The sequence below is a fragment of the Pseudomonas sp. GW821-FHT01E10 genome, assembly GCF_059422365.1.
In genome coordinates this window covers 62,742-85,190 of the sequence record NZ_JBWKWT010000003.1, presented here as the reverse complement: position 1 = coordinate 85,190, position 22,449 = coordinate 62,742, and the positions used below count along the sequence as shown (strand labels likewise).

Annotated in this window: 16 protein-coding genes and 1 pseudogene; 4 read left to right on the top strand and 13 right to left on the bottom strand. The window is 59.0% G+C overall.

What is annotated here, in order from left to right; all coding sequences use genetic code 11:
• Positions 1 to 144 precede the first annotated feature (144 nt).
• Positions 145 to 462: a DUF3509 domain-containing protein gene (locus AC07V0_RS06880; RefSeq protein WP_018927151.1), complete on the top strand. Its 318-nt coding sequence runs from the start codon at positions 145 to 147 to the stop codon at positions 460 to 462.
• On the opposite strand, the gene AC07V0_RS06875 is transcribed toward AC07V0_RS06880, so the two are convergent.
• A complete protein-coding gene (locus tag AC07V0_RS06875) occupies positions 459 to 959 on the bottom strand; it encodes a phosphate-starvation-inducible protein PsiE (protein ID WP_018927152.1) in 501 nt (166 codons plus the stop codon). The two genes, AC07V0_RS06880 and AC07V0_RS06875, sit on opposite strands and share 4 nt — an antisense overlap.
• A 316-nt stretch (positions 960 to 1,275) precedes the next feature.
• On the opposite strand from AC07V0_RS06875, the pseudogene AC07V0_RS06870 reads away from it, so the two are divergent.
• Positions 1,276 to 1,515 (top strand): annotated as a pseudogene (locus AC07V0_RS06870) (YebG family protein); the annotation flags it as partial.
• Between the two features lie 173 nt (positions 1,516 to 1,688).
• On the opposite strand, the gene AC07V0_RS06865 reads toward AC07V0_RS06870, so the two are convergent.
• The 4 genes from AC07V0_RS06865 to AC07V0_RS06850 form a co-directional block, all read right to left on the bottom strand.
• Complete coding sequence (locus AC07V0_RS06865; RefSeq protein ID WP_018927154.1) at positions 1,689 to 2,798, bottom strand: dihydrolipoamide acetyltransferase family protein; 1,110 nt, start codon at positions 2,796 to 2,798, stop codon at positions 1,689 to 1,691.
• Between the two features lie 40 nt (positions 2,799 to 2,838).
• Complete coding sequence (locus tag AC07V0_RS06860) at positions 2,839 to 3,825, bottom strand: alpha-ketoacid dehydrogenase subunit beta (RefSeq protein WP_086944719.1); 987 nt, start codon at positions 3,823 to 3,825, stop codon at positions 2,839 to 2,841.
• On the bottom strand, positions 3,818 to 4,912 hold the full coding sequence (gene pdhA / locus AC07V0_RS06855) for a pyruvate dehydrogenase (acetyl-transferring) E1 component subunit alpha (RefSeq protein ID WP_086944718.1): 1,095 nt from the start codon (positions 4,910 to 4,912) through the stop codon (positions 3,818 to 3,820). The genes AC07V0_RS06860 and pdhA overlap by 8 nt, the downstream gene beginning before the upstream one ends.
• Before the next feature lie 116 nt (positions 4,913 to 5,028).
• Entirely contained in the window at positions 5,029 to 6,048 is a 1,020-nt protein-coding gene (locus tag AC07V0_RS06850; RefSeq protein WP_018927157.1) for a Glu/Leu/Phe/Val dehydrogenase family protein, read from the bottom strand.
• 183 nt (positions 6,049 to 6,231) lie between these two features.
• On the opposite strand from AC07V0_RS06850, the gene AC07V0_RS06845 reads away from it, so the two are divergent.
• Entirely contained in the window at positions 6,232 to 7,035 is an 804-nt protein-coding gene (locus AC07V0_RS06845; RefSeq protein ID WP_064620227.1) for a SirB1 family protein, read from the top strand.
• Positions 7,036 to 7,164: 129 nt separating this feature from the next.
• On the opposite strand, the gene maiA is transcribed toward AC07V0_RS06845, so the two are convergent.
• The 3 genes from maiA to hmgA are packed head-to-tail and all read right to left on the bottom strand — an operon-like array spanning position 7,165 to position 10,428.
• Complete coding sequence (maiA, locus tag AC07V0_RS06840; RefSeq protein ID WP_018927159.1) at positions 7,165 to 7,800, bottom strand: maleylacetoacetate isomerase; 636 nt, start codon at positions 7,798 to 7,800, stop codon at positions 7,165 to 7,167.
• A gap of 12 nt (positions 7,801 to 7,812) precedes the next feature.
• Entirely contained in the window at positions 7,813 to 9,120 is a 1,308-nt protein-coding gene (fahA, locus tag AC07V0_RS06835; RefSeq protein WP_086944717.1) for a fumarylacetoacetase, read from the bottom strand.
• Positions 9,121 to 9,123: 3 nt separating this feature from the next.
• Positions 9,124 to 10,428 carry a homogentisate 1,2-dioxygenase gene (hmgA, locus tag AC07V0_RS06830; protein WP_064620233.1) on the bottom strand — a complete coding sequence of 435 codons (1,305 nt, stop codon included), beginning with the start codon at positions 10,426 to 10,428 and terminating at the stop codon, positions 9,124 to 9,126.
• A gap of 118 nt (positions 10,429 to 10,546) precedes the next feature.
• Here hmgA and AC07V0_RS06825 point away from each other — a divergent pair, with 118 nt between their 5' ends.
• Positions 10,547 to 11,329, top strand: coding sequence for an IclR family transcriptional regulator (locus tag AC07V0_RS06825; RefSeq protein WP_086944716.1), 783 nt, complete (start codon positions 10,547 to 10,549; stop codon positions 11,327 to 11,329).
• Between the two features lie 52 nt (positions 11,330 to 11,381).
• On the opposite strand, the gene AC07V0_RS06820 is transcribed toward AC07V0_RS06825, so the two are convergent.
• The 5 genes from AC07V0_RS06820 to AC07V0_RS06800 form a co-directional block, all read right to left on the bottom strand.
• Positions 11,382 to 14,825: a dermonecrotic toxin domain-containing protein gene (locus tag AC07V0_RS06820; protein ID WP_495019541.1), complete on the bottom strand. Its 3,444-nt coding sequence runs from the start codon at positions 14,823 to 14,825 to the stop codon at positions 11,382 to 11,384.
• Between the two features lie 163 nt (positions 14,826 to 14,988).
• A complete protein-coding gene (locus AC07V0_RS06815; RefSeq protein WP_086944714.1) occupies positions 14,989 to 17,541 on the bottom strand; it encodes a LuxR C-terminal-related transcriptional regulator in 2,553 nt (850 codons plus the stop codon).
• Between the two features lie 140 nt (positions 17,542 to 17,681).
• Positions 17,682 to 19,049, bottom strand: a complete 1,368-nt coding sequence (locus AC07V0_RS06810; protein ID WP_018927165.1) for a DUF1329 domain-containing protein — start codon at positions 19,047 to 19,049, stop codon at positions 17,682 to 17,684.
• A 23-nt stretch (positions 19,050 to 19,072) separates the two neighbouring features.
• Positions 19,073 to 20,866, bottom strand: a complete 1,794-nt coding sequence (locus tag AC07V0_RS06805) for a DUF1302 domain-containing protein (RefSeq protein WP_086944713.1) — start codon at positions 20,864 to 20,866, stop codon at positions 19,073 to 19,075.
• 586 nt (positions 20,867 to 21,452) lie between these two features.
• The gene (locus AC07V0_RS06800) at positions 21,453 to 22,364 is read right to left on the bottom strand and encodes an SDR family oxidoreductase (protein ID WP_086944712.1); all 912 of its coding nucleotides are present in this window, start codon (positions 22,362 to 22,364) and stop codon (positions 21,453 to 21,455) included.
• Positions 22,365 to 22,449 lie beyond the last annotated feature (85 nt).

Genomic DNA, 22,449 nt, shown 5'->3' with positions numbered 1-22,449 from the left:
AGTTTTTCCGGCATGCCCCTTGCTATCTCCCTTGTGCGGCACGGAAGAAAGCGCATAAACATGGAAGGCCGGTGGTCTGGTATTGCGAACTAATCCCGATCACAGCCGTCAACAACTGCACGTTCAATCAGGCGGTGACGCATTATGGACAACCCTTTTCAGCTCATTACCGATGCTTTTGCAGCGGATTATCAAATCAACCTGAGCATCCAGGGCCTGGACGGCAGCATCATGCTGACCCTCTCCAACGCTGGCCGCGTGGTGGCTAAACGGATGATCAGCGCCGAACAACGCAATGACCCCAAGCGCCTCAAACGCCTGGTGCAAAGCATTCAATTCGGCATCGCCATCGAACAGGGTCAATGCGCCGTGGCCATCCTCGAAGCCATGACCGACGGCGACAACCGTAAGCTGCCGCCGCCACAGGCCAAAGCCCGGCCCCGACCTGAAATCGGGTATTAAAGCTCGCCCTTCTCCACTTCGGGATGTTCACCGGAACCCGCACCGATCTTGCGTTGCGGGTGTTCGATCTTCACCGAAGGAAATTGCGACGAGGCATAACGCACCACCAGAATCGAAAACGCCAGCAGCAGGATCCCGCCGCACAGGTAGATGATCCCCAGGTCCGGCGGATTGTGGTGCGAGACGTTGGAGATCAGCAGCCGTGTCAGCGCGGTGATCGCCACGTAGATCAGGAACCGCACCGGCATGTGATTGGTCTTGAAGTAAATCCCGACCATCGCCCCCAGTTCCAGGTAGATGAACAGCAACAGGATGTCATCGATCTTGATGTGCCCCTGCTCCAGCATCCCGATGAACTCCATGACCGCCGCCCAGGCAGTCACCGCACCGATGGCGAACAGCGCCAGGTAGTGGAAGGTCTCGACGAACAGGTTGCCCAGGGACTCGGCCAGTTGGTGCACGTTCTGCCGCAGGTTCTCGGCCCAGTTGATTTTCACGATGATTGTTCCTTAGCTCGGTTCGAGCGGATGATGCGGGTTGGACGTGACGGTTGTTCTGCATGCAGAAAAAAGGCCAGGGGTTGCCTGCCACATGATGGCGAGGTGCTTTAAAACACGCTCCGTGGCGTTTGGTCGCAGGTCAACACCAAACCTGTAGCCGCGAATGGAGCGCCACCGTTCACCTGACAAACCCCGAATCCGGTCTACATTAAAAAGCCACTACCCAAAGCGCAGGGATTCGCTTATCCTTTTCGCTGTATATAGATACAGTAGTCGCAAAGACAACTAAATGTGAAGGCATGTGAGGTGGTGAATGGCCGTCGAAGTGGTATACCGCAGCAGCCGAGATCTGGAGCGCTTGTTCATGGATAAAGCCGAAGCTGACCGTCATGACAAAATGCTCGAACTGGCCGAATTGCTGGCTGAAGTGTTGCAAAAAGCCGTTCCGTCCCTGACCGAGCAGCAAGTGGAAGAAGCCGGGATCTACATGGCGAAGAACCGCGACGTGTTCGCCAAGGCGTTCAAGAGCCAGCCGGACGCACTGTCCGAATTGCTCAACGTGCCGGCTGAAGTCGCTAAACCTGTTGAAGTGGCTGCACCTGTTGAAGTGGAGCAAGCTGAGCCGACCAAGCCAGCCAAAGCCGCCAAGACGCCGAAGTAAGCAATGCCCGAATTGAATAGGCCCTGAGTCCAATGGCTCAGGGCCTTTTTCATGCTCGCAGAAAATCAGGCGTCAGGCTGCTCCAGTGCGTCGACCAGCGCCTTGAAGAACCGCGCCGCCTCGCCGCCGGTGACCACGCGGTGATCGAAGGTCAGGGACAGCGGCAGGATCGGATGCACCGCCACCGCCCCCTCGACCGCCACCGGTTCATCGCGGATCGCCCCGGCGGCGAGGATCGCCACTTGCGGCGGCACCACCACCGGGTTGGCGTAGCGACCGAACAAGGTGCCGAAATTCGACAGAGTCAGGGTCGCACCCATCATTTCCTTGGGCGGAATCGAACGCGCCTGCACATCGGCGCGCAGGCGCATCACACCTTCTTTCAAATCCGCCGACGTGCGATTGCCGACATCGCGCAGCACCGGCACGAACAAACCGTCCGGTGTATCCACGGCAATGCCCAGGTCGAGCCGTTCGTGTTGTTTGAGCGACAGGGTTTTGCCATCGAAGCCGCTATTGAGCACTGGCTCCACCGCGCAGGCCGCCGCCATGGCTTTGGCCAGACGAATCAGTGGTTCTCGCGCCTGCCCCCAGCGATGCAGATCGGCATCGCCGAAAATCGTCACCGGCACCACTTCGGCATGGGACCTGGCCATGTTCAGCGCCATGCTGCGCCGCACACCGCGCAGCTTCTCACCGCCGAAACGCTCGCGTTCCGTCTGGGCCGCATTTTCCACATCGCTGCGGGTGATCTGACCGTCCTGGCCGGAGCCGACCAAGGCGCTCAGTTCAACGCCCAGTTGTCGCGCCAATTGACGCACTGCTGGCGTGGCGCGGTTCGCCAGGTATTCGCGGGTCGAAGGCGCGGTGCCGATAAAAAAGGCATCCTCCTGATTCGTGCCGCCGCCCTCAAGCCGTCCGACCACGGTGCCCGCATCCGCTTCGCCTTCGTAACCGAGCAACGGCTCCCCCACATGCAGGATGTCGCCCTCGCCGCCGAAGGTTTTCGCCACCACGCCGTCGTAAGGCGCGGGAATGTCCACCAGCGCCTTGGCGGTTTCCACCGACACCAGCAATTGGTCAGCCTTGACGGTATCGCCGACCTTGACGTGCCAGCGGACGATTTCCGCCTCCTGCAAGCCTTCGCCCAGATCCGGCAGTTTGAAATATTTCATCGCAATCTCCTCGGCCTCTGGCGTTTCTTCAAGGGCTTCTTCAGGCGTGGCGCAACACGGTGTCACAGGCGTGAAGAATGTCCTCGACGCCAGGCATGTACAGCGATTCCAGTCGATACAGCGGTGGCGGGATGTCCGGCGCGGTGACTCGCTGGATCGGTGCCTGCAACTGCAGAAACACCCGTTCGTAGAGACTGGCGGCGATTTCCGCGCCGACCCCGCAGGAGCGCGGCGCCTCATGCACGATCACGCAGCGACCGGTCTTGCGCACCGAGGCCTCCATCGTGTCGAGGTCCAACGGTTTGATGCTGGCGACATCGATCACTTCCGCCGAGATGCCCTGCTCGGCCAACGCCGTGGCGGCTTGCAGGGTTTCCATCACACTGGCGCCCCAACTGATCAAGGTGATGTCGCTGCCTTCGCGCAGGGTGAAACAGCTGTCCAGCGGCAGGCGTTTGCCGTCATCCAACAACGGTTGCGGGTTCATGCGATAGAGTCGGGTCGGTTCGAGAAAGATCACCGGGTCCGGGTCGTCGATGGCCGCGAGCAACAAACCATAGGCCCGAGCCGGCGAGGACGGGATCACCACCCGCAACCCCGGAATGTGCGCGAACAGTGCTTCGGTGCTTTCGCTGTGATGTTCCGGCGCACGAATCCCTGCGCCCATCGGCGAGCGCAGCACCATCGGGCAGGTGAGCCGCCCGCGCGTGCGGTTGCGCATGCGACTGGCGTGGGACACCAGGTGCTCCATGGTGGCGTAGATAAACCCCATGAACTGGATTTCCACCACCGGTTTCAAGCCTTGGGCCGCCATGCCCACTGCCAGCCCGCCGATCATGGTTTCGGCCAGCGGCGAATCGATTACCCGCTTGAAACCAAAGCTGTCGCGCAGGCCCAGCGTGGCGCGAAACACGCCACCGTTCACCCCGACGTCTTCACCGAGGACGATAACGTTCTCGTCCTCGCGCATGGCCCGATGCAACGCCAGATTCACCGCCTCCAGCAGCGTTACCTTACCGTTACTCATGGCCCGAACCTCCCGTCCGGCGCGCCACTCGTTCGAGGAAGTCTTCACGCTGCTCGGCCAGGGCTTGTGGCCACTGGGCGTAGACATGATCGATCACTGATGCCGGCGCCTGCAGGCCCGCCGCTTCGAAGTTATCCACAGCAACCTGCACCAACCCCTGGCATTCGCTGATCAGCGCCTGCTCGCGACTTTCATCCCACACGCCCTGCCCGACCATGAAACGCTGCAGACGTTTGATCGGTTCTTCGAGCCAGGCTTGCTTGACTTCGTCCGCCGACCGGTAGCGTGTGGCATCGTCGGCCGTGGTGTGATCGCCGAGGCGATAACTCAGGCATTCGAGCAACACCGGGCCTTTGCCGTGGCGCGCCCGTTCGAGGGCCGCTTGCACGCGGTCATACACGGCGAGTATGTCGTTGCCGTCGACCTGCTCACCGTGGAACCCGGCGCCAATGGCTTTCTGCGCCAACGTGGGAGCGCCGCACTGAATTCGTCGCGGTACCGAAATCGCCCATTGGTTGTTGTTGACCATGAACACCACCGGCAACTGCCAGGCGCCAGCGACATTGAGGGCCTCGAGAAAATCACCTTTGCTGGTGCCGCCATCGCCGCAGGTGGTGACGGCAACCCGATGCTCGCCACGGATCTTGAATGCGCTGGCGACGCCGCAGGCATGCAGGGCCTGGGTGGCAATCGGCACACAGATCGGGAAATCCTGCGCCACCGCCGGGTCGACAAAGTCGCTGCCACGCTCATCGCCGCCCCAATACAACAGGATTTCTTCCATGCGCACGCCACGCATCAGTTGCACGGCGGTGTCGCGGTAATACGGGATCAGCACGTCTTCGGCGCGCATCAGGCTGCCGACCGCAACGCCAATGGCTTCCTGGCCCAGGGTCGGCGCGTAGGTACCGATGCGCCCGGTGCGTTGCAGGGCGACCGCTTTCTGGTCAAAAAGGCGGGTCAGGACCATTTGCCGATACAAGCGCGTCAACAGATTGAAGTCGTCGGCCCAGGGAGGGAGATCGCAGAGCACCTGGCCGTCAGGGGATAAAAAACGGGTGTAGGGCAGCTCAACCTTGTGAAGCATCACAGGGCTCCTGGCACGCGGGGTCGGCGTGCGATTGTCAGGCCCGACGTTTGTGGCGCAGGGCTTGGGGAGCAAGTTGGCCGGATAGGCACTCACTCCTTTATCGATTCAAACGTTTACCGGTACAGCACTTTCTCTGCCAACTCATCCGCTACCCTGGCCGGAGAACGTTTTTCCGCCTGGGCATGGGCAAAGACTTCGGTCAGCCGTGAACTGATTTTCGACAGGTGCGCGGTGATGGTCGTCAGCTCTTCCCCACGGTGTTTGAGCGACACGTAGATCAGCCCGCCGGCGTTGATCACGTAATCCGGTGCATACAGAATGCCCCGGCGTTCCAGCTGATCGGCGACTTCCAGATGGGTCAGTTGGTTGTTGGCCGAACCTGCGACCGCCGAGCAACGCAACTGCGTCACGCTGGTCCTGTTAAGCACACCGCCCAAGCCACAAGGCGCGAGAATGTCGCAAGGGGTGCTGAGCAGCGCTTCGTTGGCGATCGGATGAGCGCCCAACTGCTCCATGGCCAGTTGTACTTTGCCGTGATCGATGTCGCTGACCAGCAGCTCGGCGCCGGCAGCGTGCAGCTGCTCGGCCAGGGCATAACCAACATTGCCCAGGCCTTGAACGGCAATGCGCAGCCCTTCCAGATTATCGCTGCCCAAGCGGGCCATGGCGGTGCTGCGGATGCCGGCGAATACGCCCATGGCGGCATGCGGTGCTGGGTCCCCCGCAGCGGTGGTGCTGGTGACGAATTGCGTATGTTGGGCGATGCAGTCCATGTCCGCCACCGAGGTGCCGGCGTCGATGGCGGTGATGTAGCGACCGTCGAGCTGATTGATCCAGCGCCCGAACGCTTCGAATACTGCGGCGCGGTTTTCCACATGGGCCGGGCGAATAATCACCGCAACGCCACCGCCCTGAGCCAGGCCAGCCAGGGCCGCCTTGTAACTCATGCCTTGGGCGAGGCGCACAGCATCCTCGATCGCGGATTCATCGCTGGGGTAGGCAAGGTAACGACACCCGCCCAAGGCAGGTCCCAGGCGGCTGTTATGGATGGCAATCACCGCCTTCAACCCGGTGACCGGATCGACGCTCAGGTGCAGCGATTCAAGGCGAGTGCTTTGCATGAGAGCGAACATCGTAGGGCTCCCGAATCACTTCTTGTAGTCGCCAGTATAGGCTTGCGCACAAAAATTGCAGAAGCGCACAGGAATAAGCAGCGCGGCTTTAAAGGTTTTCGGACATAACCTGTTACGGCCTGTGTTCAGCACTGGACGAAAGCCTGCGACGGGGCTAAAACGAGGCATTCCCCGGAGATTTTGATGACCCCGCGCCAACGCTTTTTCGACTGTCTGCAACGATCACCGCCCGCGCTGTTCGAGGCGGCGTTGTGGATCGCCGTCGAACACGATAAAGAGCTGAATCCCGAAACTGTGCTGGCGGACTTCAAGGACCTGCAACAGCGGGTCAGCTACGGATTGCCGATGCTGCCGGTAAATGAGTTGGCGCAACCGTTGTTGCGGCGCATGAATGACCTGGGGTTCGCCCAGGACGACTTCACGCCCTTGCGCCCGCAAGTGGCGTTGCTCCATAAAGTGCTGGAACGCCGGCGCGGTCAGCCATTGGCGCTGGGCCTGATTGCCCTGGAGCTGGCCAGAAGACTGGAAATCCCCATGGTCGGGGTCAACTTCCCCGGGCATTTCCTGCTGCGGGTGCAAGGCGCCGATCACCTGCTCGACCCGTGCGGCGGGCGCCGGCTGTACCCCAACGACTGCCGTGAACTGCTGCAACGCCAGTACGGCCCGAACATGCAGCTCAGCGCCGAGCATTTGCAGACCGCCGAACCTGCGCAGATGCTGCAACGGCTGTCACGCAACCTGCGCCAGTTGTACCTCACGAACGATGACTACATCGACGCCCTGATCGACGCCGAGCGCGTGCTGGAGCTGGGCAACGCCAACGCCTCCGACTACCTGGCCCGGGCCAGCCTCTATCAACGGCTGGATTGCCCGAATGCCGAGCGTTTTGACCTGGAACACGCGCTGCTGCTCTGCGACGACCCGATCCAGCGGATTCGCCTGACCGAACGGTTGGGGCACTTGCCGCCCAACGCCATCGTCCATTAATCACCGCCCTTTGTAGGAGCGAGGCTTGCCCGCGAACCTGCCGCATCGGTCTATCAGCAATACCGCGTTATCGCTCTTCGCGGGCAAGTCGGATCGCCGCACCGCTCGCGCCTATGGGACGGTACAGTTTTATGGGGTGTCTGGCTGATTCGCCGGATGCGCCTTGATGAACGCCGGATGTTGCGCCGCCAACGCTGCCACTCGACGAATACGCGGGTAGGCGTCCAGTGAAATATTGAAACGCTCGGCCGCATACAGCTGCGGGATCAGGTAAACGTCCGCCAGCCCCGGTTGATCGCCGAAGCAATAACCGGCGTCACCGATCAACTGCTCCACCGTCGCCAACCCTTGACTGATCCAGTGACCGATCCACTCGACCACTTGCGGCTCATCGTGCCCCAACTGCCGCAGCTTATTGAGCACGCTGACGTTGTGCAGTGGGTGAACGTCGCAGCCGATCACCGCCGCCACTCCACGCTCGTGGGCGCGGGCGGCGAGGTCTTTGGACAGCAGCGGCACCTGTGGATAACGTTCCTCCAGGTACTCGATGATCGCCGGTGACTGGATCAGCAATTCGCCTTCATCGGTGCGCAAGGCCGGCACCCGGCCTTGCGGGTTGATGCCCAGGTACGCCGGCTGGCGATGTTCGCCCCCCTGCGGCGCGATCAGGTTGACCGGCAGTGCCTGGTAATCCAGCCCCTTCAACGCCAGCGCAATGCGTACCCGGAAAGACGAGGTCGAACGGTAATAGGTATAGAGTTCCATGGGCCGATCCTCTTAGCGCGCCGGCAGCACTTTGCCGCGGCACTCGCCGAAACCGATGGAAGCAAAACCCTCACGGCTGCAACGTCCCCGCAGGATGATTTCGTCGCCATCCTCGAGGAATTTACGCACCTCACCCGAGGCCAGTTCGATCGGCTTTTTACCGCCCTCGGTGATTTCCAGCAGGCTGCCGAACTGACCGCTTTCAGGGCCGGACAACGTGCCCGAACCGAACAGGTCGCCGGCCTGCAACTGGCAGCCGTTGACGCTGTGATGCGCCACCATCTGCGCAACGGTCCAGTACATGTGTTGGGTGTTGCTGAGGGTCAGGCGATGGGCCGGCAGATTCTGTTCGCGCATCGATTCGGTCAGCAGCAGCACTTCGAGTTCGATGTCGAAGGCACCGGCCGCCTGATCACGTTTGTCGAACAGGTAAGGCAGCGGCTGCGGGTCGCCTTCCGGGCGCGCCGGCTGCGCACGACGGAACGGTTCCAGCGCTTCGGCCGTCACCACCCACGGCGAAATGCTGGTGATGAAACTCTTGGACAGGAACGGCCCCAGCGGCTGGTATTCCCAGGCCTGGATGTCCCGCGCCGACCAGTCGTTGAGCAGGCAGAAACCGGCGATGTGATCGGCGGCGTCACCGATGGCGATCGAGTCGCCCATGGCATTGCCCGGACCGATCCAGATACCCAGTTCCAGTTCGTAATCCAGGCGTGTGCACGGGCCAAACGTCGGCTCGGTCTGGCCGGCCGGTAGGGTCTGGCCTTTCGGACGCCGCACGTCGGTGCCGGACGGGCGAATGGTCGAGGCGCGGCCGTGATAACCGATCGGCACGTACTTGTAGTTCGGCAGCAACGGGTTATCCGGGCGGAACAGTTTGCCGACATTCTGCGCGTGCTCGATGCCGACGTAGAAGTCGGTGTAGTCGTTGATCTTCGCCGGCAGGTGCATCTGGCAATCCGCCGCCAGCGGCAGCAGTTTTGCGCCTTGGGCTTCGATCTTGCCGTGCAGGGTGCTGCCTTCCTTGAACAACTCGATCAAGCGTTCACGCAGGGCGACGCGAGCCTCGCGACCCAGCTCGAAAAATGCATTCAACTGGCCGCCACGGGTGGCTTCGACGGCGGTCCGCGCGGCACCGTCGTCGAACAGCCCGGCATCGAGTGCCGCTCCCAGATCAAAGATATGGTCGCCGATCGCCACGCCACTGCGCGGCGCCCCGCCCTTCACGCTGAACACGCCCAACGGCAGGTTTTGCAGCGGGAAATCCGCGTGGCCGTTGGCGGAGGCAACCCAGCTACGAGTGATGGAAGTCTGAGTCATGGGTTATCTCCGGGTCGGGTCGAAAGTGGCGGGCAACGAGGCCCAGCAGGCGTCGTAATCGTTTTGCAGCTGTGGGCAATCCAGGGCGAACCGGCTCGGGCGCAGCACCTGGCTGGTCTCGAACATGAAAGCCATGGTGTTGTCGATTTTAGCCGGCGCCAGTTCAGCGTTGATCGCCTTGGTGCAGGTCTCGCCATCGGGGCCGTGAGCACTCATGCAGCTGTGCAACGAGGCGCCGCCCGGCACGAAACCTTCGGCTTTGGCATCGTACTCGCCCTTGATCAGGCCCATGTATTCGTTCATCAGGTTGCGGTGGAACCACGGCGGACGGAAGGTTTTCTCGGCCACCATCCAGCGTGGCGGGAAGATCACGAAGTCGAGGTTGGCCAGACCGTGCACGCTGGTCGGCGAGGTCAGGACGGTGAAAATCGACGGATCCGGGTGATCGAAACTCACCGTGCCAATGGTGTTGAAGCGACGCAGGTCATATTTGTACGGCACGTTATTGCCGTGCCAGGCGACCACGTTCAGCGGCGAATGATCGAGCTCGCAGCCCCACAATTGGCCGAGGAATTTCTGCACCAGGGTGGTCGGTTGCTTGAGGTTTTCGTAATGCGCCACCGGGGTCAGGAAGTCGCGAGGGTTGGCCAGACCGTTGCTGCCGATCGGCCCCAGGTCCGGCAGGCGCAGTGGCGCGCCGTGGTTTTCGGCCACATAGCCCCGCGCTTGCGGATCGAGCAGTTCGATGCGGAATTTCAGCCCGCGAGGCAGCACGGCGATTTCCAGCGGTTCCAGCTCCAGCACGCCCAGTTCAGTGGCGATGCGCAGGCGGCCCAGTTCCGGTACCAACAGCAGTTCGCCGTCGGCGTTGAAGAACACCCGCTCCATGGACCGGTTGGCGCGGTAGTTATAGATGCTGATCCCGGCCGGTTTATCCGCGCCCGAATTGGCGGCCATGCTCACCAGCCCGTCGATGAAATCGGTGGGCTCGGTCGGAATGTCCAAGGGGTTCCAGCGCAGGCGATTGGGGGTCACTTCACCCAACGGACCACCGGCCAGTTGCCGATCCAGTTTGACGAATGCCGGGTGATTGGCCGACGGCTGAATGCGGTACATCCAGGTCCGGCGTGCTTCGCTGCGGGCCATGGTGAACGCAGTGCCGGAGAACAGCTCGGTGTACAGGCCGTAAGGGGCTTTTTGCGGGGAGTTCTGGCCGATTGGCAGTGCGCCGGGCAACGCTTCGCTGCTGAATTCGTTGCCAAAGCCTGACTGATAAGCCAGCGCTGGCGCCGTTGAATCGAGGTTCATGGAGCCTCCTGAACGGGAAGTTATTTTTATCGTAATTCAATTACGCATAACGTAATTTGATTGGTATTGACCGTCAAGCTATAAAGACGCCCATTCGTCCCGGGATCACACCGCCTCCATGACCAGCGAAAGCAACGGTAAACAGAAAGTCCGCTCGGCCGAAGTCGGCACCGACATCCTCAAGGCCCTCGCCGAGCTGTCGCCCTCGACCTCGCTGTCGCGTCTGGCCGAACACGTGCAGATGCCGGCGAGCAAGGTTCACCGTTATCTACAAGCGCTGATCGCCAGCGGTTTTGCCGAACAGAACCCCGCCACCAACCATTACGGCCTGGGCCGTGAAGCGCTGCGAGTCGGCCTGGCTGCCCTGAACAGTATGGACGTGCTGAAAGTCGCCGCTCTGCCTCTGGCCGAGTTGCGTGATGACTTGAATGAAACCTGTTTTTTAGCAGTGTGGGGCAATCAGGGCGCGACGGTGGTGCACATCGAGCCGGCGGTGCGAGCGGTGACGGTGGTCACGCAATTGGGCTCGGTATTGCCGTTACTCAGTTCATCCACTGGCCTGGTATTTGGCGCTTACCTACCAAAGCGGGAAACCGTGGACTTGCGCGATCAGGAACTTCACAACACCACTGACCACATCTTGGCGGACGATCAGACCTATGCAGCCTTATGCGAACAGATCCGCGAACGCGGCCTGCATCATGTGCATGGGTTGCTGATGCCGGGAGTGGATGCGTTGTCGGCACCGGTATTCAACGCAGCAGGGAATGTAGCGGCGGTCATGACCATCGTCGGTCCGACCTCACTGTTTCACGCTGACGAAAACGGCCCGGCGGCGCAGCGATTGCTGGCAGCGACGCGGGCCGTGAGTTGGCGGATGGGTTACCAGGTTGAACCATGACGTAATAAAGCGGAAATATCACCGCCCGCTATTAATCCACTCTTTTCCCTGCTCAGCGAATAGAGGTTGTTACCGAACCGGTTGTATTCGCGAGAGACCGACCCGCCACATAGGTCAGATAATTTACGCCGACCTCAACACCGGTAACGGTTGAAACGATTCCGGCAAAATCGTTGATTCTGGAAAGGAGACTCAGGCCGGCATTTGCACCGCCAATGCCCGCAACGGTACCCACATAGAGAGAAATCAACCCGACCCATGCAGCTGAAAAATGCCCGTTTGCCTGTTTTTCATACCCGTTGTGGTGAGCGATTACCCCTAGCACAATTGATCGCGTTGCCTTCAATAACGTGGCTGCGACCCCGACCGGTGGAATGAAGAGCGAAACAATGTCCACCGCAAATTCGGCAACAATTAGCGTGTCGCGCCAGAATGCTTCGGAAAGACTGGTCGTCTGGTCATCCGTCTCGGCGATGAAAAGCTCGATCATCGGCGCGTAGTCATCCGATAAGCGGATAGGCCGTCCGGGTGTTAGCGTGAAATCATGGTATCCCTTCAGAACCTCGAACAAATAAGCGCGCACAACCTCTTGATCTCTACTTCGGACACTTTTAACAATATCCCATCGCGCGTGCATCTTCAGTTCCGCGGCATAAGATTCCAGTGAAACAAAGTTCTTGCCATCGTAAGCCGCTGGCAGATAAATAATCTTTTCAGTTGTGCCTTTGCGAGCAAAGACGTACCCACCTTCAACGCGCTTGCCGTTGACGACAAACCTGTAGACTTCGCCATTGGCAGTATTTGCAGTAATGTGCAACTCTTCGAGCACCGCATTCAGCCAGGTATATTGCTCCACGCTCAAATTGCCTTGCATTCTCTGAGTCAGAGCATCGAACTGGAGTTTGTTTTGCTTGAGCTTGCCATACACCTCAGGTCTTGTTGAGAGATCTCCGACCCCGGGATTGAGGAAAGTGCGCTTCAAATAATCGATGTATTGATCCCCTGGCAACACTCCAATCAAGTCGTTGATCACTGTTGCACTCAGCCTTCCCACCGAGGTGCCGTCTCTTGACCTGAACGTAGCCGTTCTCAATTGATCACGAACATTGACCAGACTTTTGACCACCGTGTCAAACCACGCAAGAGCCTTTACAAAAGAACTGGTGTCGCTGCGCCAGATTTCCCAATTAATAAACAGTTGAGTCAGGGTCATTGGCTGATGACCTGCAATTGTGATCTCAACCTGGTCCGGATCGATTTCCGGGTGTGGCCCCGAGCGACGTAAATAGTCATTGACTCGCTTTTTCACCAATTCCCGAGCAAACACCTGAAACGGCTGTACATTCACCTTATCTTTCGCCAGTTCATAAATGGCGCTTTGTTCAGTAGTCAGTCGAGCCAGGCATTGCCGTTCAGACAGCTTCGCTTGCCTGAACCAACCAGGCGTAACAAATTCGACCTCGTACTGCGCCCATGCCAGTAACTGCCTGACACTGTCTTCGAAGCGTCTTTGGGGAAGAGACAGCCATGTAACGGTATTGATTCTTGACCCTTGACCAGCTATGGCCGCTGCTCCAGATTTATTTATTTCGTCATCCAGCTTGCTGCGATCCTTCAAGTGGCATTGATCGATCAAGTAATCCTTACCGCCTGGAACAAGCACCCATTTCGCAACGTGCTCCTTGAGCAACCAAACATTATCGAATTCAAACCAGTCTTTACCTTCCGGAGCGCCTGGCGCATATAGCACACAAGGAACAAGCGCACCATTGCTTTTAGACGTATAAACGGTGAGTTCCTTGAATGCCTGATAATCATCACGAAAAGAAAGACCATGAGTGGTCAATGATGTATCGCCGAGACTGCAACGTTTCACCATATCCAGACTTTGCGCCTTCAAATGACCTTGCAGCCCGGCGGCGAATACCGACAAGGCCGTCACTCTTGCCAGGTTTTCATGGATAGCGTCTTGTACTTCTGGCTCTTTATAGGCAGCGTTCCGCAGCGCTGCGTACTTCATCCGCACATCGAGCGTTTCGATGGCCGACTCGATGAATGAAGGGGTCAAATCCCGCGCATGTTCGCCGTTGATCTTGAGCTGATAGCGGGCGGCTTTATCATGCAAACCGTACATAAAAAGTTCGGTTAACGTTTTCGTTTCTTGATGCCTGATTTCCTTCACGCCCATACGGAAATTGTAGTTCAAGGTCACGAGGACAAAATCAGGATCGACATGCAGTGCAGCACGCCGAAAAATAAAGTCTTGAACACTGTTTCGTGTATAGGCTTTCAGCGACGCGACATGACCCACTCGTTGATGCAGATCTACTTCACTTTGAAGCAGGGTGCGCTCCAGATCGACATAAATCTTCTGGTCCCTTTCGCTACTGCGCTTCAACCATTCAGGCCACGCATTTTTACTGATCAACTTGATCAGCGCGGCGGTGCGATGTTTCGCATTTTCAAGCAGCTCCTTCAAGGGCAGGAGGGCGTTAACTTCTCGGATCACATTCTCCTTGTCCGTGCGCGAGCCACTCAACCCCTTGAGTTGACGACTGATGTCAGCACGTTGCTTTGCCAACAGCGCGTCTGTGCCAACACCGAATACATCCGTATCAATTCGTGGATAACGAATCTCTGGATCAGCCTCGACCTTCTGCGCGTCTTCAACTGCCAAGTCCTTCAGCAATTCGCCACGACTCGCTGGCGTACTCAGGCGTTTCCGGACTTCTTGATGCAGCGCTGCCGACGTAGCGAACTTTTCCACCCCTGCGTTCGCCGTATATAAAATCATGGCACTGTCCGCCGCAGGAACAATTGCCCCTGACGACTGACCATCCAGACGCATGACAAAAGCCGAAGCCAATGTTTTGAAGACGCCATCGTGCAGTTGGACAGCAACGCCATAAAATGCGCTGGGAACCAGAGGACCGGTCAACGCGAAAATCTTTTTTTTGTCTTCCGGTGTGACACCGCCCTCTTGCGTTACGCTATTCAATTCCTGCCAGAAGAGTTTGACTGCATAACTTCGCAGAAGGCCTTTACGCATCACGTTGTTGCCCATATTACGTGCCCAGTACTGATCCAGCGCCACGACAAACTTTGCAGGCAACGTCCGGAGCAATTCGGCGATAAATTGACTCACTGTCCCAATATCCAGATCAGCGTGTCGGGCGCTTTCGTCCGTATCGTTCAGCCAATCGTACACACCATATTGGTCTGGATTATAATCCGGTGCACTTCCGCGCAGCAGACACTCCATCAATACATTATTCAGTGAGCCTGTCGGCTCTTGGGCAGTCGCAGCACCGCGATAATTGATAAACACCCTGGAAACATAGAGTTCCGGCACCAACCGCCACATGTCCTCCGCCAGACAATCTTGTAGCAAAGACGCAAATGACGGGATGAGGCTCAATTGCTCGGACAATTGTTCAACGGCCTCGTTTACGCCGATAAATTTATTTGAAACCGATTCGAGTTTATTACCTTCCATAAATACATAATCCTGATTTAGTCAATTGAAAGCGGCGCACTTTGCACACACCAACTTTCAGCGAAACTAAATCAAAAAAAACCAACATCACAGTCGAATTTCTTTTCGACTTATGTTGCAGCGACAACAATGTCGTGCCACAAACAGCCAATCAATTGTTACATCACGCCAACAACCCAAGCAATCGTGCTTGGGCAACTGCGTGAGTTCTGCGCTCAACGCCCAACTTACCGTGAATGCGTCGAGCATGCGTTTTGACCGTATGTAACGAGATGAATAATTGCTCGGCAATCTGTTGATTCGAATTACCCAACGCAATCAACTTTAGTACTTCGACCTCGCGCTGACTAAGCGGATTATTACCTCCTGTATATGCCACGCCTTCAATGTTCGGCTCCGTCATTCCCAGTGCCGACAGCAGGTCAGGCTGGCGTAATTGAAGTTCGCGCAGCGCCTGCCGCAAACCACATCGCTCCACCAGATTTAATCCACTGCGTAAAAACTCGTTGGCACTGACCAGGTCACTATTCAACCAGGCGACTTCGGCCCTGGCGAACAACAGTTCCACCTCCAGCGTCAACTGAGCGGAGCGCTTCGACTGATCAAGCAGGCGAGCGAGGATGTTCAATGGGGCCTCGCTCCGGTGCAAATAGACTTGGGCCAACACCAGCAGGTACTCAATCCGGGCAATCAGCAGCAAAGTTGCCGGAGGTGCTTGCCGCGCCTGGCCCAGATAGTGGCGCAAGACGCGACTCAGCGCCTCACAGGCGAGTTCTGGCCGGCCCTGCTGCAGCCAGAAATGGCTGCTGACTTGCAGCAGTACGCCACGATAAACGGTGTCAGGACTCTGCCGCTGCTGCATCAACCGTTCAGCATCGCGCAGATGAGCAAATGCCAAGTCATAGTCACGTTGATTGGCCGCCAATTGCGCAAGCCCCAGAAAACCGTACAGCACCCGCTTGTCGTGATTGCGCAGGCAGATCCGCAAGCCACTTTCAAACAACTCGCTCGCCTGTGCATCGCGTCCCAGGGACAGATTCAAACGGCCACGCTGCAACGCCAGTCGTCCGAGCAAAGGTTCGGCATCGCGTTGCTGCCTGGTGAACATGGCGTGAACATTGGCAAGCAAGTCCTCGGCACGTTGGAGAGCACCACGCTGCTCCAGCAATTGCGCATGGTCCAGTTCCAGCAGTCCTTCGAAAACCAGTGAACCTTGCGCACGTGCCAGGCACAACGCTTCACGATTCATTGCCTGGGCGACTTCCAGCTCCCCACGCAGCAATGCTTGCTGGGTCAGCCCCGACAAGCACATCACACGTACAGTCCAGAGTTCGGGACCAAGGTCCTTCAGCGCATCGAGAAAATGCGCACGCGAGCCCTCCATCCGCCCCTGCAAATGCAACAGCCAACCCTGCTGGGCCTGCCACCGTGCGATCAGCTGCCGTTGCAGAATCGCCGACGGCTGCGGGACGAATCGCGACAGCTGCTCGATACAGGCTCCGGCTTGCTCAAACCGCCCCGCAAACAGCGATGCCGCCGTGATCAGCCCGATCAGTTGCGGCGAGCCGAGCATCAGCTCCTCGCCTTGTTGCTCATGCAGACGCAACAACAGCACCACTGTCTGCTCCTCGAACAGATGCTCGAAACTGAAGTGCTGCAACAGGCTGACCGCCACTTCGTATTCCTCGGCGAGCAATGCCTGTTCGAAGGCTGATTTCCAGTCCTGCTCGGCGCAGAACCACTGGCAGGCCCGTCGATGCCAGGAGCGTCCGGCCGGCCATTGCTCATCGCGCAGCAATTGGGTGAACGGGGTGAAAACCTGCAACCAGTCGGTGGAGTCGCGCCAGGGTTCGATAAAACAACCCAGTGCTTGCAAGGTCCTCAGGTACTGCGCGCCCTCCCCGGCCCCAAACAGGTGATCGCACAGTCGGGCATTGAAGCGTGGCAAGTGGGCCAGCACGCGCCAGGCCTCGCTCAACTCAGGCGTCAGCGAGCTGAACAACTCGTGCTCCAGATAATCGAGCAAAGTGTCCGCCCGTCCCTGGGGAGTGTCCTGACGCGACCAGTCGCACTTCTGCAACAGTGCGATCCGCACACCGGCACACCAGCCGCCGGTGCGCTGGATGACCCGACTGGCCACCTTGTTGGCCTGATCCGGCACCCAGGGACGCAACAGCTGCTCCACTTCACCTGAAGTAAAAGCCAGCGAAGCGCTCTCGCACTCGTACAATTCATCATCAAGCAACAGCCGTGGCCAGTTGCATTGCGGCCGGCGGCGAGTGCCGAGCCACCAGGTCAGCATCGGGCTGCCGATCGCCAACATGCGATCCAGCAACGAGTCCAGCTCCGGGTTCGGCAGACGGCAGTAGTCATCGAGGAACAGCCAGGTCGGCGTCTGCAATCGCGCCAGATTGCTCAGCAATTCGGTTTCACCCGACGAGGCCAACCCCAGCGCCTCAGCCAGACGATGACGAAAATCGGCCGCGCTCGACACCACGCCAGACAAGGGCAGCCAATGCACCCGGCACCGGGATGGCGCCCGCAACAGGCACTCGGCGAGCAGCGCACTCTTGCCGCTGCCGGCGGGGGCGCAAAGTAATTTCACCCGGGCCGTGGAGGTCAGTAGCGGCTCGGTCAAGCGAGCCCGCGACAAGTGATGAGAGGACAGGCGGGGCAGGAATCCAGAACGGTCCAGACACGGGGTCATGGCGGTCATTGCAGCGTGCCTTTTTATAATTGTCCGACAACCCTAACCCTCTCCAACCCGCTTGTTGAGAGGTATTCAGCGCGCTGATTGGCGCCCATAAAAAAGGCGACCCACCGGTCGCCTTTTGTGATGCCAATGTATCAAAACCCTTACCGAACGCCCTCGGCGCGCAGAGCCGACGGTGTGTAGTCGGCAGCCTTGGCGTCAAAGCCAAATATGAAACTGTGCTTCTCTTCGTTCTTCATTCCCAGGGCAATGTATCGGCCAGCGATGATGTCGTAGAGCGCCTCGAGGGTGTAGGCCGGAGTCTGGTGATCGTAGTAGTACTGGGCGTGACCTTCGGCCACTCGCCACAGTTGGCCGCGACCGTCGTAGTGGTCCACCAGCGCCACTTGCCAGCTGTCTTCGTCGAGGTACATGTGGCGTTTGGCGTAGATGTGCCGCTCACTCGGCTTGACCGTGCCGACCACTTCCCAGACCCGGTGCAACTCGTAGCGGGTCAGGTCCTGGTTGATGTGCCCGGCTTTCACCACGTCATCGTACTTGAGGCTCGGCGAATCGAGTTTGTAGCTGTTATAGGGAATGTACATTTCCTTTTTGCCGATCAGTTTCCAGTCGTAGCGATCTGGCGCACCGGAGAACATATCGAAGTTATCCGAAGTCCGCAGGCCGTCAGCGGCGGTGCCTGGTCCGTCGTAGGCCACTTGCGGTGCACGGCGCACTCGACGTTGACCGGCGTTGTAGATCCACGCCAGTCGCGGCTCTTTCACCTGGTCGAGGGTTTCATGCACCAGCAATACGTTACCCGCCAGCCGCGCCGGCGCGGTTACCGACTGTTTGAAGAAGGTCAGCACATTGGCGGCTTTGTCCGGGTCCAGGTCCTTCATCAGTTGCGGTACGGCGATCTCTTCCTCGAAGCGAATCGGCGTGTAGCTGCCGTTGGTCTGCGGGGTCACCTGGGTGATGATCCGTCGCAGATTACCGCCGTGGTAACGGGTGATGTGGTTCCACAGCACTTCGACGCCATTCTTCGGAATCGGGAACGCGTAATAGCGATTGCCGGTGAAATTGGCCAGGCCGTTACCGTCGTTGATGCTGGTTACGTTCAGCGCGCTGCGCTTGGCCGACTCGTAGATTTCCGGCGGCACGGCCACAGTACGGTGGGTTGGGTAGACCGGAATCTTGTAGGTTTCCGGGTAGCGCTTGAACATCGCCACCTGACCGTCCGAAAGCTTGTCCTTGTACTTGTCGACCGTTGCAGCGGTGATGGTGAACAGCGGCTTTTCACTGGCGAACGGGTCAGCCAGGAAGCCTTTGCTGTCGACCGCGCCAGCGTTTTTCGGGATGCCACCGGTCCAGGCCGGGATCGAGCCATCGGCGTTGCCGGCCTTCTCGGCGCCCAGCGGCGTGAGGGTGGTGCCGAGCTTATTGGCCTCTTCCGGCGAGACCGCAGCCATCACGTTGGCGGCCAACAGACTTAGTGCCAGAGCGCCGCATTGCAGAATCATCTTGCGCATTAACATCATCCTTCTCAGCCAGATCAGAAGTTCACGCCGAAGCTCAGCGCCAGGAAGTCGCGGTCGGTCAGGGTGTTGTAATTCCCGCCGAAAAAGTCGGTGTAACTCAAGCTTGCGGTATAGGTGTTGCGGTAGTCGGCATCGACACCGACGCTGATCGCCTTGGCGCCTTCGTTGAACAGCCCGTTGGGGCCGTAGCCAGCGACGTCATGGGACCAGGACAGGTTGGGTTTGAGGTTGATCCCGCCAATCACGTTGGCGTAATCGAGGATCGCCCGGGCGCGATAGCCCCAGGAGGTCGAGGTGACGAAGCCGTCGGTATCGCCACCGAAACCGTACTGGCCGTAGACCGAATCACGGCCGTAACGCAGCTTGCTCCGCGGCTCCAGACCACCGACATGGACCATCGCCGCTTCACCGACCAGGGTCAGCCGCTGGGCGCCCAGCACTTGATCGAAGAAGTGCGTCAGGGTGCTTTGCACCTGGGTCACTTCCTTGCGGCGGTAACCGGTATTGTCGGCGCCAGGCCGGGTCGCAACAGGCGATGCCGCGCCGCCGGCGATCGGGTTGAGCAACGCCAGGGTCAGGTCGTTGGTGTTGACCTGCACCGGAGCGTTAGGCCGGTAGCTGATTTCGCCGGTCCAGGCAGTACCGGTGGGCAACGTGGTGGAAAAACTCGCACCGTACAGGCGAATGTCTTCCGGGTATTCGAGGTAGTACTGGCCGCGCCCGAGCATTACGCTTTGCGCCAGGCCCGAACCGCTGCCCGGGGCCAGACGGTTGGCAGTGCTGACCATGCCCGGCAGGCTGGCCAATGTGGACAGCCCGGCGGTGGTGGTGCCGACGGTCGGTGTGCGACTGTGGTAGTTCATGAAGTAGAGGCCGTATTCGGTGTCGTCACCGAGCCAGCGCAAAGCCGCGCCCCACTGCCCCGAATCCCGTGCATCGCGGTCACCGCCACGGGGCACGATCACGCCCTCACGGGTGACCTGGATAGGTTGGCCAAAGGCTGCCGCCAGTGGTGCAAGCGGTGCAATCGCCGGGCTGCCGACGGTGTAGTTGTTGTTGCAACCGTCCGCCACCACGTCGTTACCGAAGAAGGTGCCGCAGTTGTCTACGACGGTCTGGTCCCACTCCAGTTGGTAGAAACCTTCCACCGTGAGTTGATCGGTCAAGCCCTGGGAAGCGAACAACATGTTGACCGGAATCAGGCCTTCCTTGATCTCAGCGCCGGGACGCCGGAACGCCGAAACGTCGACCGGGTTGATGCTGTTGATCGAGTTACCGATGAAGGTGCTTTCACCCCAGCTGACCACCTGTTTACCGGCACGCACGGTGCCCGGCAGATCGGCGATGGAATAGTTGTGATAAACGAAGGCATCGAGAAGCTCCGTCCCGGAAGACTTGGCGCCTTCCTTGCGACCGCTGTCGCTGATCTGCTTGAACTCGCGGTCTTCGTCTTTGAGCTCGAAGTCGTACCAGTACTTGCCACGGACGAACACGCCGGTGTCGCCGTACTTCAATTCGAGGTCGTGGATGCCCTTGAAGATCTTGGAGAAGGTTTCGCCTTTCTTGAAGTTCAGGCGTCCGTCATCACCGGTCGAAGACTGGCCTGTCCCGCCATTGACGGTACCCACCAGCGACTTGTCGGCATCGCGCATGCCCCAGCTCGCGCCGACGGACAACGAGGAATCGAACTGCCCCTCGATTTCGCCGATGTTGAATGAAACAGCCTGCGCCTGGGCACAGCAGCCCAAGGCCACCGCAGCGGCCAGCGCTTGCGGTTTGAAGATGGCGCGCATTGTTGTTTTTGTCATGCGTCTTCCCCGGTGAGTGACAGAAGACCCCACCCTACTGCCGCTCGCCGGGAGCGATAAGCGCACCAAGGAGGTATTCGCGATGTACCTCCAAAGGATGAAGGCCCGCATGGGGCGGGGTTTTGCGCGGGGTATGGATGGGCTGGATGGAGGGTTATCAGTGCAGTGCATGGGACATGGTTGAAGTTGGATGTGTAACAGCTGGCGCAGCTAGCGGCAGCTGTTACAAAAGGTCAGCCGAAGACTGTTGCCAAGACTGTAACAGTGCATGTCAGAAATCGCTATTTTTCCTTTGTGATCAATACCTTATTCTTGCCTGGCTTTCACGGAAAACGGCCCGAAAGCACAAAGAACGGGGATGATAGACCACCCCGTTGGCGACAGAATCCAGATGATTTGAAGCGTATTTTTTCGACTCATCGCCCTGTGTTCACTGACGTTGATTTGTAGCTCCTGGATCCACGTCTTACTTTGGCCGCTGCGTTTGCAGCGGCCTTTTTTATGGGCGAAAGGTTTTCAGGCAGGGAGTAGTCGGGAGGAGATGACGGGGCTCAGGCAAGCCCCGCCAGATGTCGCGCAATCAGCGTCAGAGGGAATACTTCTGCAAGTTCCCCATCATTTCCTTCAGCGCCTCAATGTTGTCCTTCGGATGCGCCGCGCCTTCGAAATCGCAGATCTGCTGCCAATGCGCCGCCACATCCTCCGGCGAGAAACCGACCCGCGGATCGAACCCGGCGCCCAGGCTGCGCTCCCAGCGCACCTTGCCCATCCAGCCGCCACCGACCTCGAACAGCCCCGACGTTTCCTGGCATTGCTCGCTGCCCAGGTACACCACCAATGGGCTGACCAGTTCCGGTTTGAGTTGCTCGAATACTTGCGGCGGGATCAGGCCTTCGGTCATGCGGGTGCCACCCGTGGGGGCGATGGCATTGACCAGGATATTGTTCTTGCGGCCCTCGATAGCCAGTGTGCGGGTCAGGCCGTAGAGGCCGAGTTTGGCCATGCCATAGTTTGACTGCCCGAAGTTGCCATAGATGCCCGAGGTCGACGCGGTGAAGATCACGCGGCCATAGTTTTGCTCACGCATGTGTGGCCAGGCGGCGCGAGTGACCTTGTAGGCGCCTTCGACGTGAACGCGGTAAACCAGGTCCCAATCGCTGTCGTCCATTTTGTGAAAGGTCTTGTCGCGCAGGATGCCGGCGTTGTTCACCACGACATCGATACGACCGAACGTATCGAGGGCGTGCTGGACGATTTTGTCTCCGTCGGTGACAGAGTCATGATTAGCCTCGGCGATGCCACCCGCTTCACGAATTTCCGCCACCACCCGATCAGCCGCCGATGCATTGGCGCCTTCACCCTGAGCCGAGCCGCCGAGATCATTGACCAGCACTCTGGCACCCTGTTTGGCGAACAGCAATGCATGCGCTCGCCCCAAGCCGCCGCCTGCACCGGTGACAATCACGACTTTATCTTCGAAGCGCACAGACTCATTCATGGGGAACTCCAGCAGGCCAGGGACTATTAGTGCGAGTGTCGGGCACGGGGCTGCCGGTCACAATGAACACGGGGGCGGCTGAATG

Coding starts and splice junctions, on each gene's coding strand:
- AC07V0_RS06880 (WP_018927151.1), top strand. CDS start 145: ATGGACAACCCTTTTCAGCTCATTACCGATGCTTTTGCAGCGGATTAT.
- AC07V0_RS06865 (WP_018927154.1), bottom strand. CDS start 2,798: ATGAAATATTTCAAACTGCCGGATCTGGGCGAAGGCTTGCAGGAGGCG.
- AC07V0_RS06860 (WP_086944719.1), bottom strand. CDS start 3,825: ATGAGTAACGGTAAGGTAACGCTGCTGGAGGCGGTGAATCTGGCGTTG.
- pdhA (WP_086944718.1), bottom strand. CDS start 4,912: ATGCTTCACAAGGTTGAGCTGCCCTACACCCGTTTTTTATCCCCTGAC.
- AC07V0_RS06850 (WP_018927157.1), bottom strand. CDS start 6,048: ATGTTCGCTCTCATGCAAAGCACTCGCCTTGAATCGCTGCACCTGAGC.
- AC07V0_RS06845 (WP_064620227.1), top strand. CDS start 6,232: ATGACCCCGCGCCAACGCTTTTTCGACTGTCTGCAACGATCACCGCCC.
- maiA (WP_018927159.1), bottom strand. CDS start 7,800: ATGGAACTCTATACCTATTACCGTTCGACCTCGTCTTTCCGGGTACGC.
- fahA (WP_086944717.1), bottom strand. CDS start 9,120: ATGACTCAGACTTCCATCACTCGTAGCTGGGTTGCCTCCGCCAACGGC.
- hmgA (WP_064620233.1), bottom strand. CDS start 10,428: ATGAACCTCGATTCAACGGCGCCAGCGCTGGCTTATCAGTCAGGCTTT.
- AC07V0_RS06825 (WP_086944716.1), top strand. CDS start 10,547: ATGACCAGCGAAAGCAACGGTAAACAGAAAGTCCGCTCGGCCGAAGTC.
- AC07V0_RS06820 (WP_495019541.1), bottom strand. CDS start 14,825: ATGGAAGGTAATAAACTCGAATCGGTTTCAAATAAATTTATCGGCGTA.
- AC07V0_RS06815 (WP_086944714.1), bottom strand. CDS start 17,541: ATGACCGCCATGACCCCGTGTCTGGACCGTTCTGGATTCCTGCCCCGC.
- AC07V0_RS06810 (WP_018927165.1), bottom strand. CDS start 19,049: ATGCGCAAGATGATTCTGCAATGCGGCGCTCTGGCACTAAGTCTGTTG.
- AC07V0_RS06805 (WP_086944713.1), bottom strand. CDS start 20,866: ATGACAAAAACAACAATGCGCGCCATCTTCAAACCGCAAGCGCTGGCC.
- AC07V0_RS06800 (WP_086944712.1), bottom strand. CDS start 22,364: ATGAATGAGTCTGTGCGCTTCGAAGATAAAGTCGTGATTGTCACCGGT.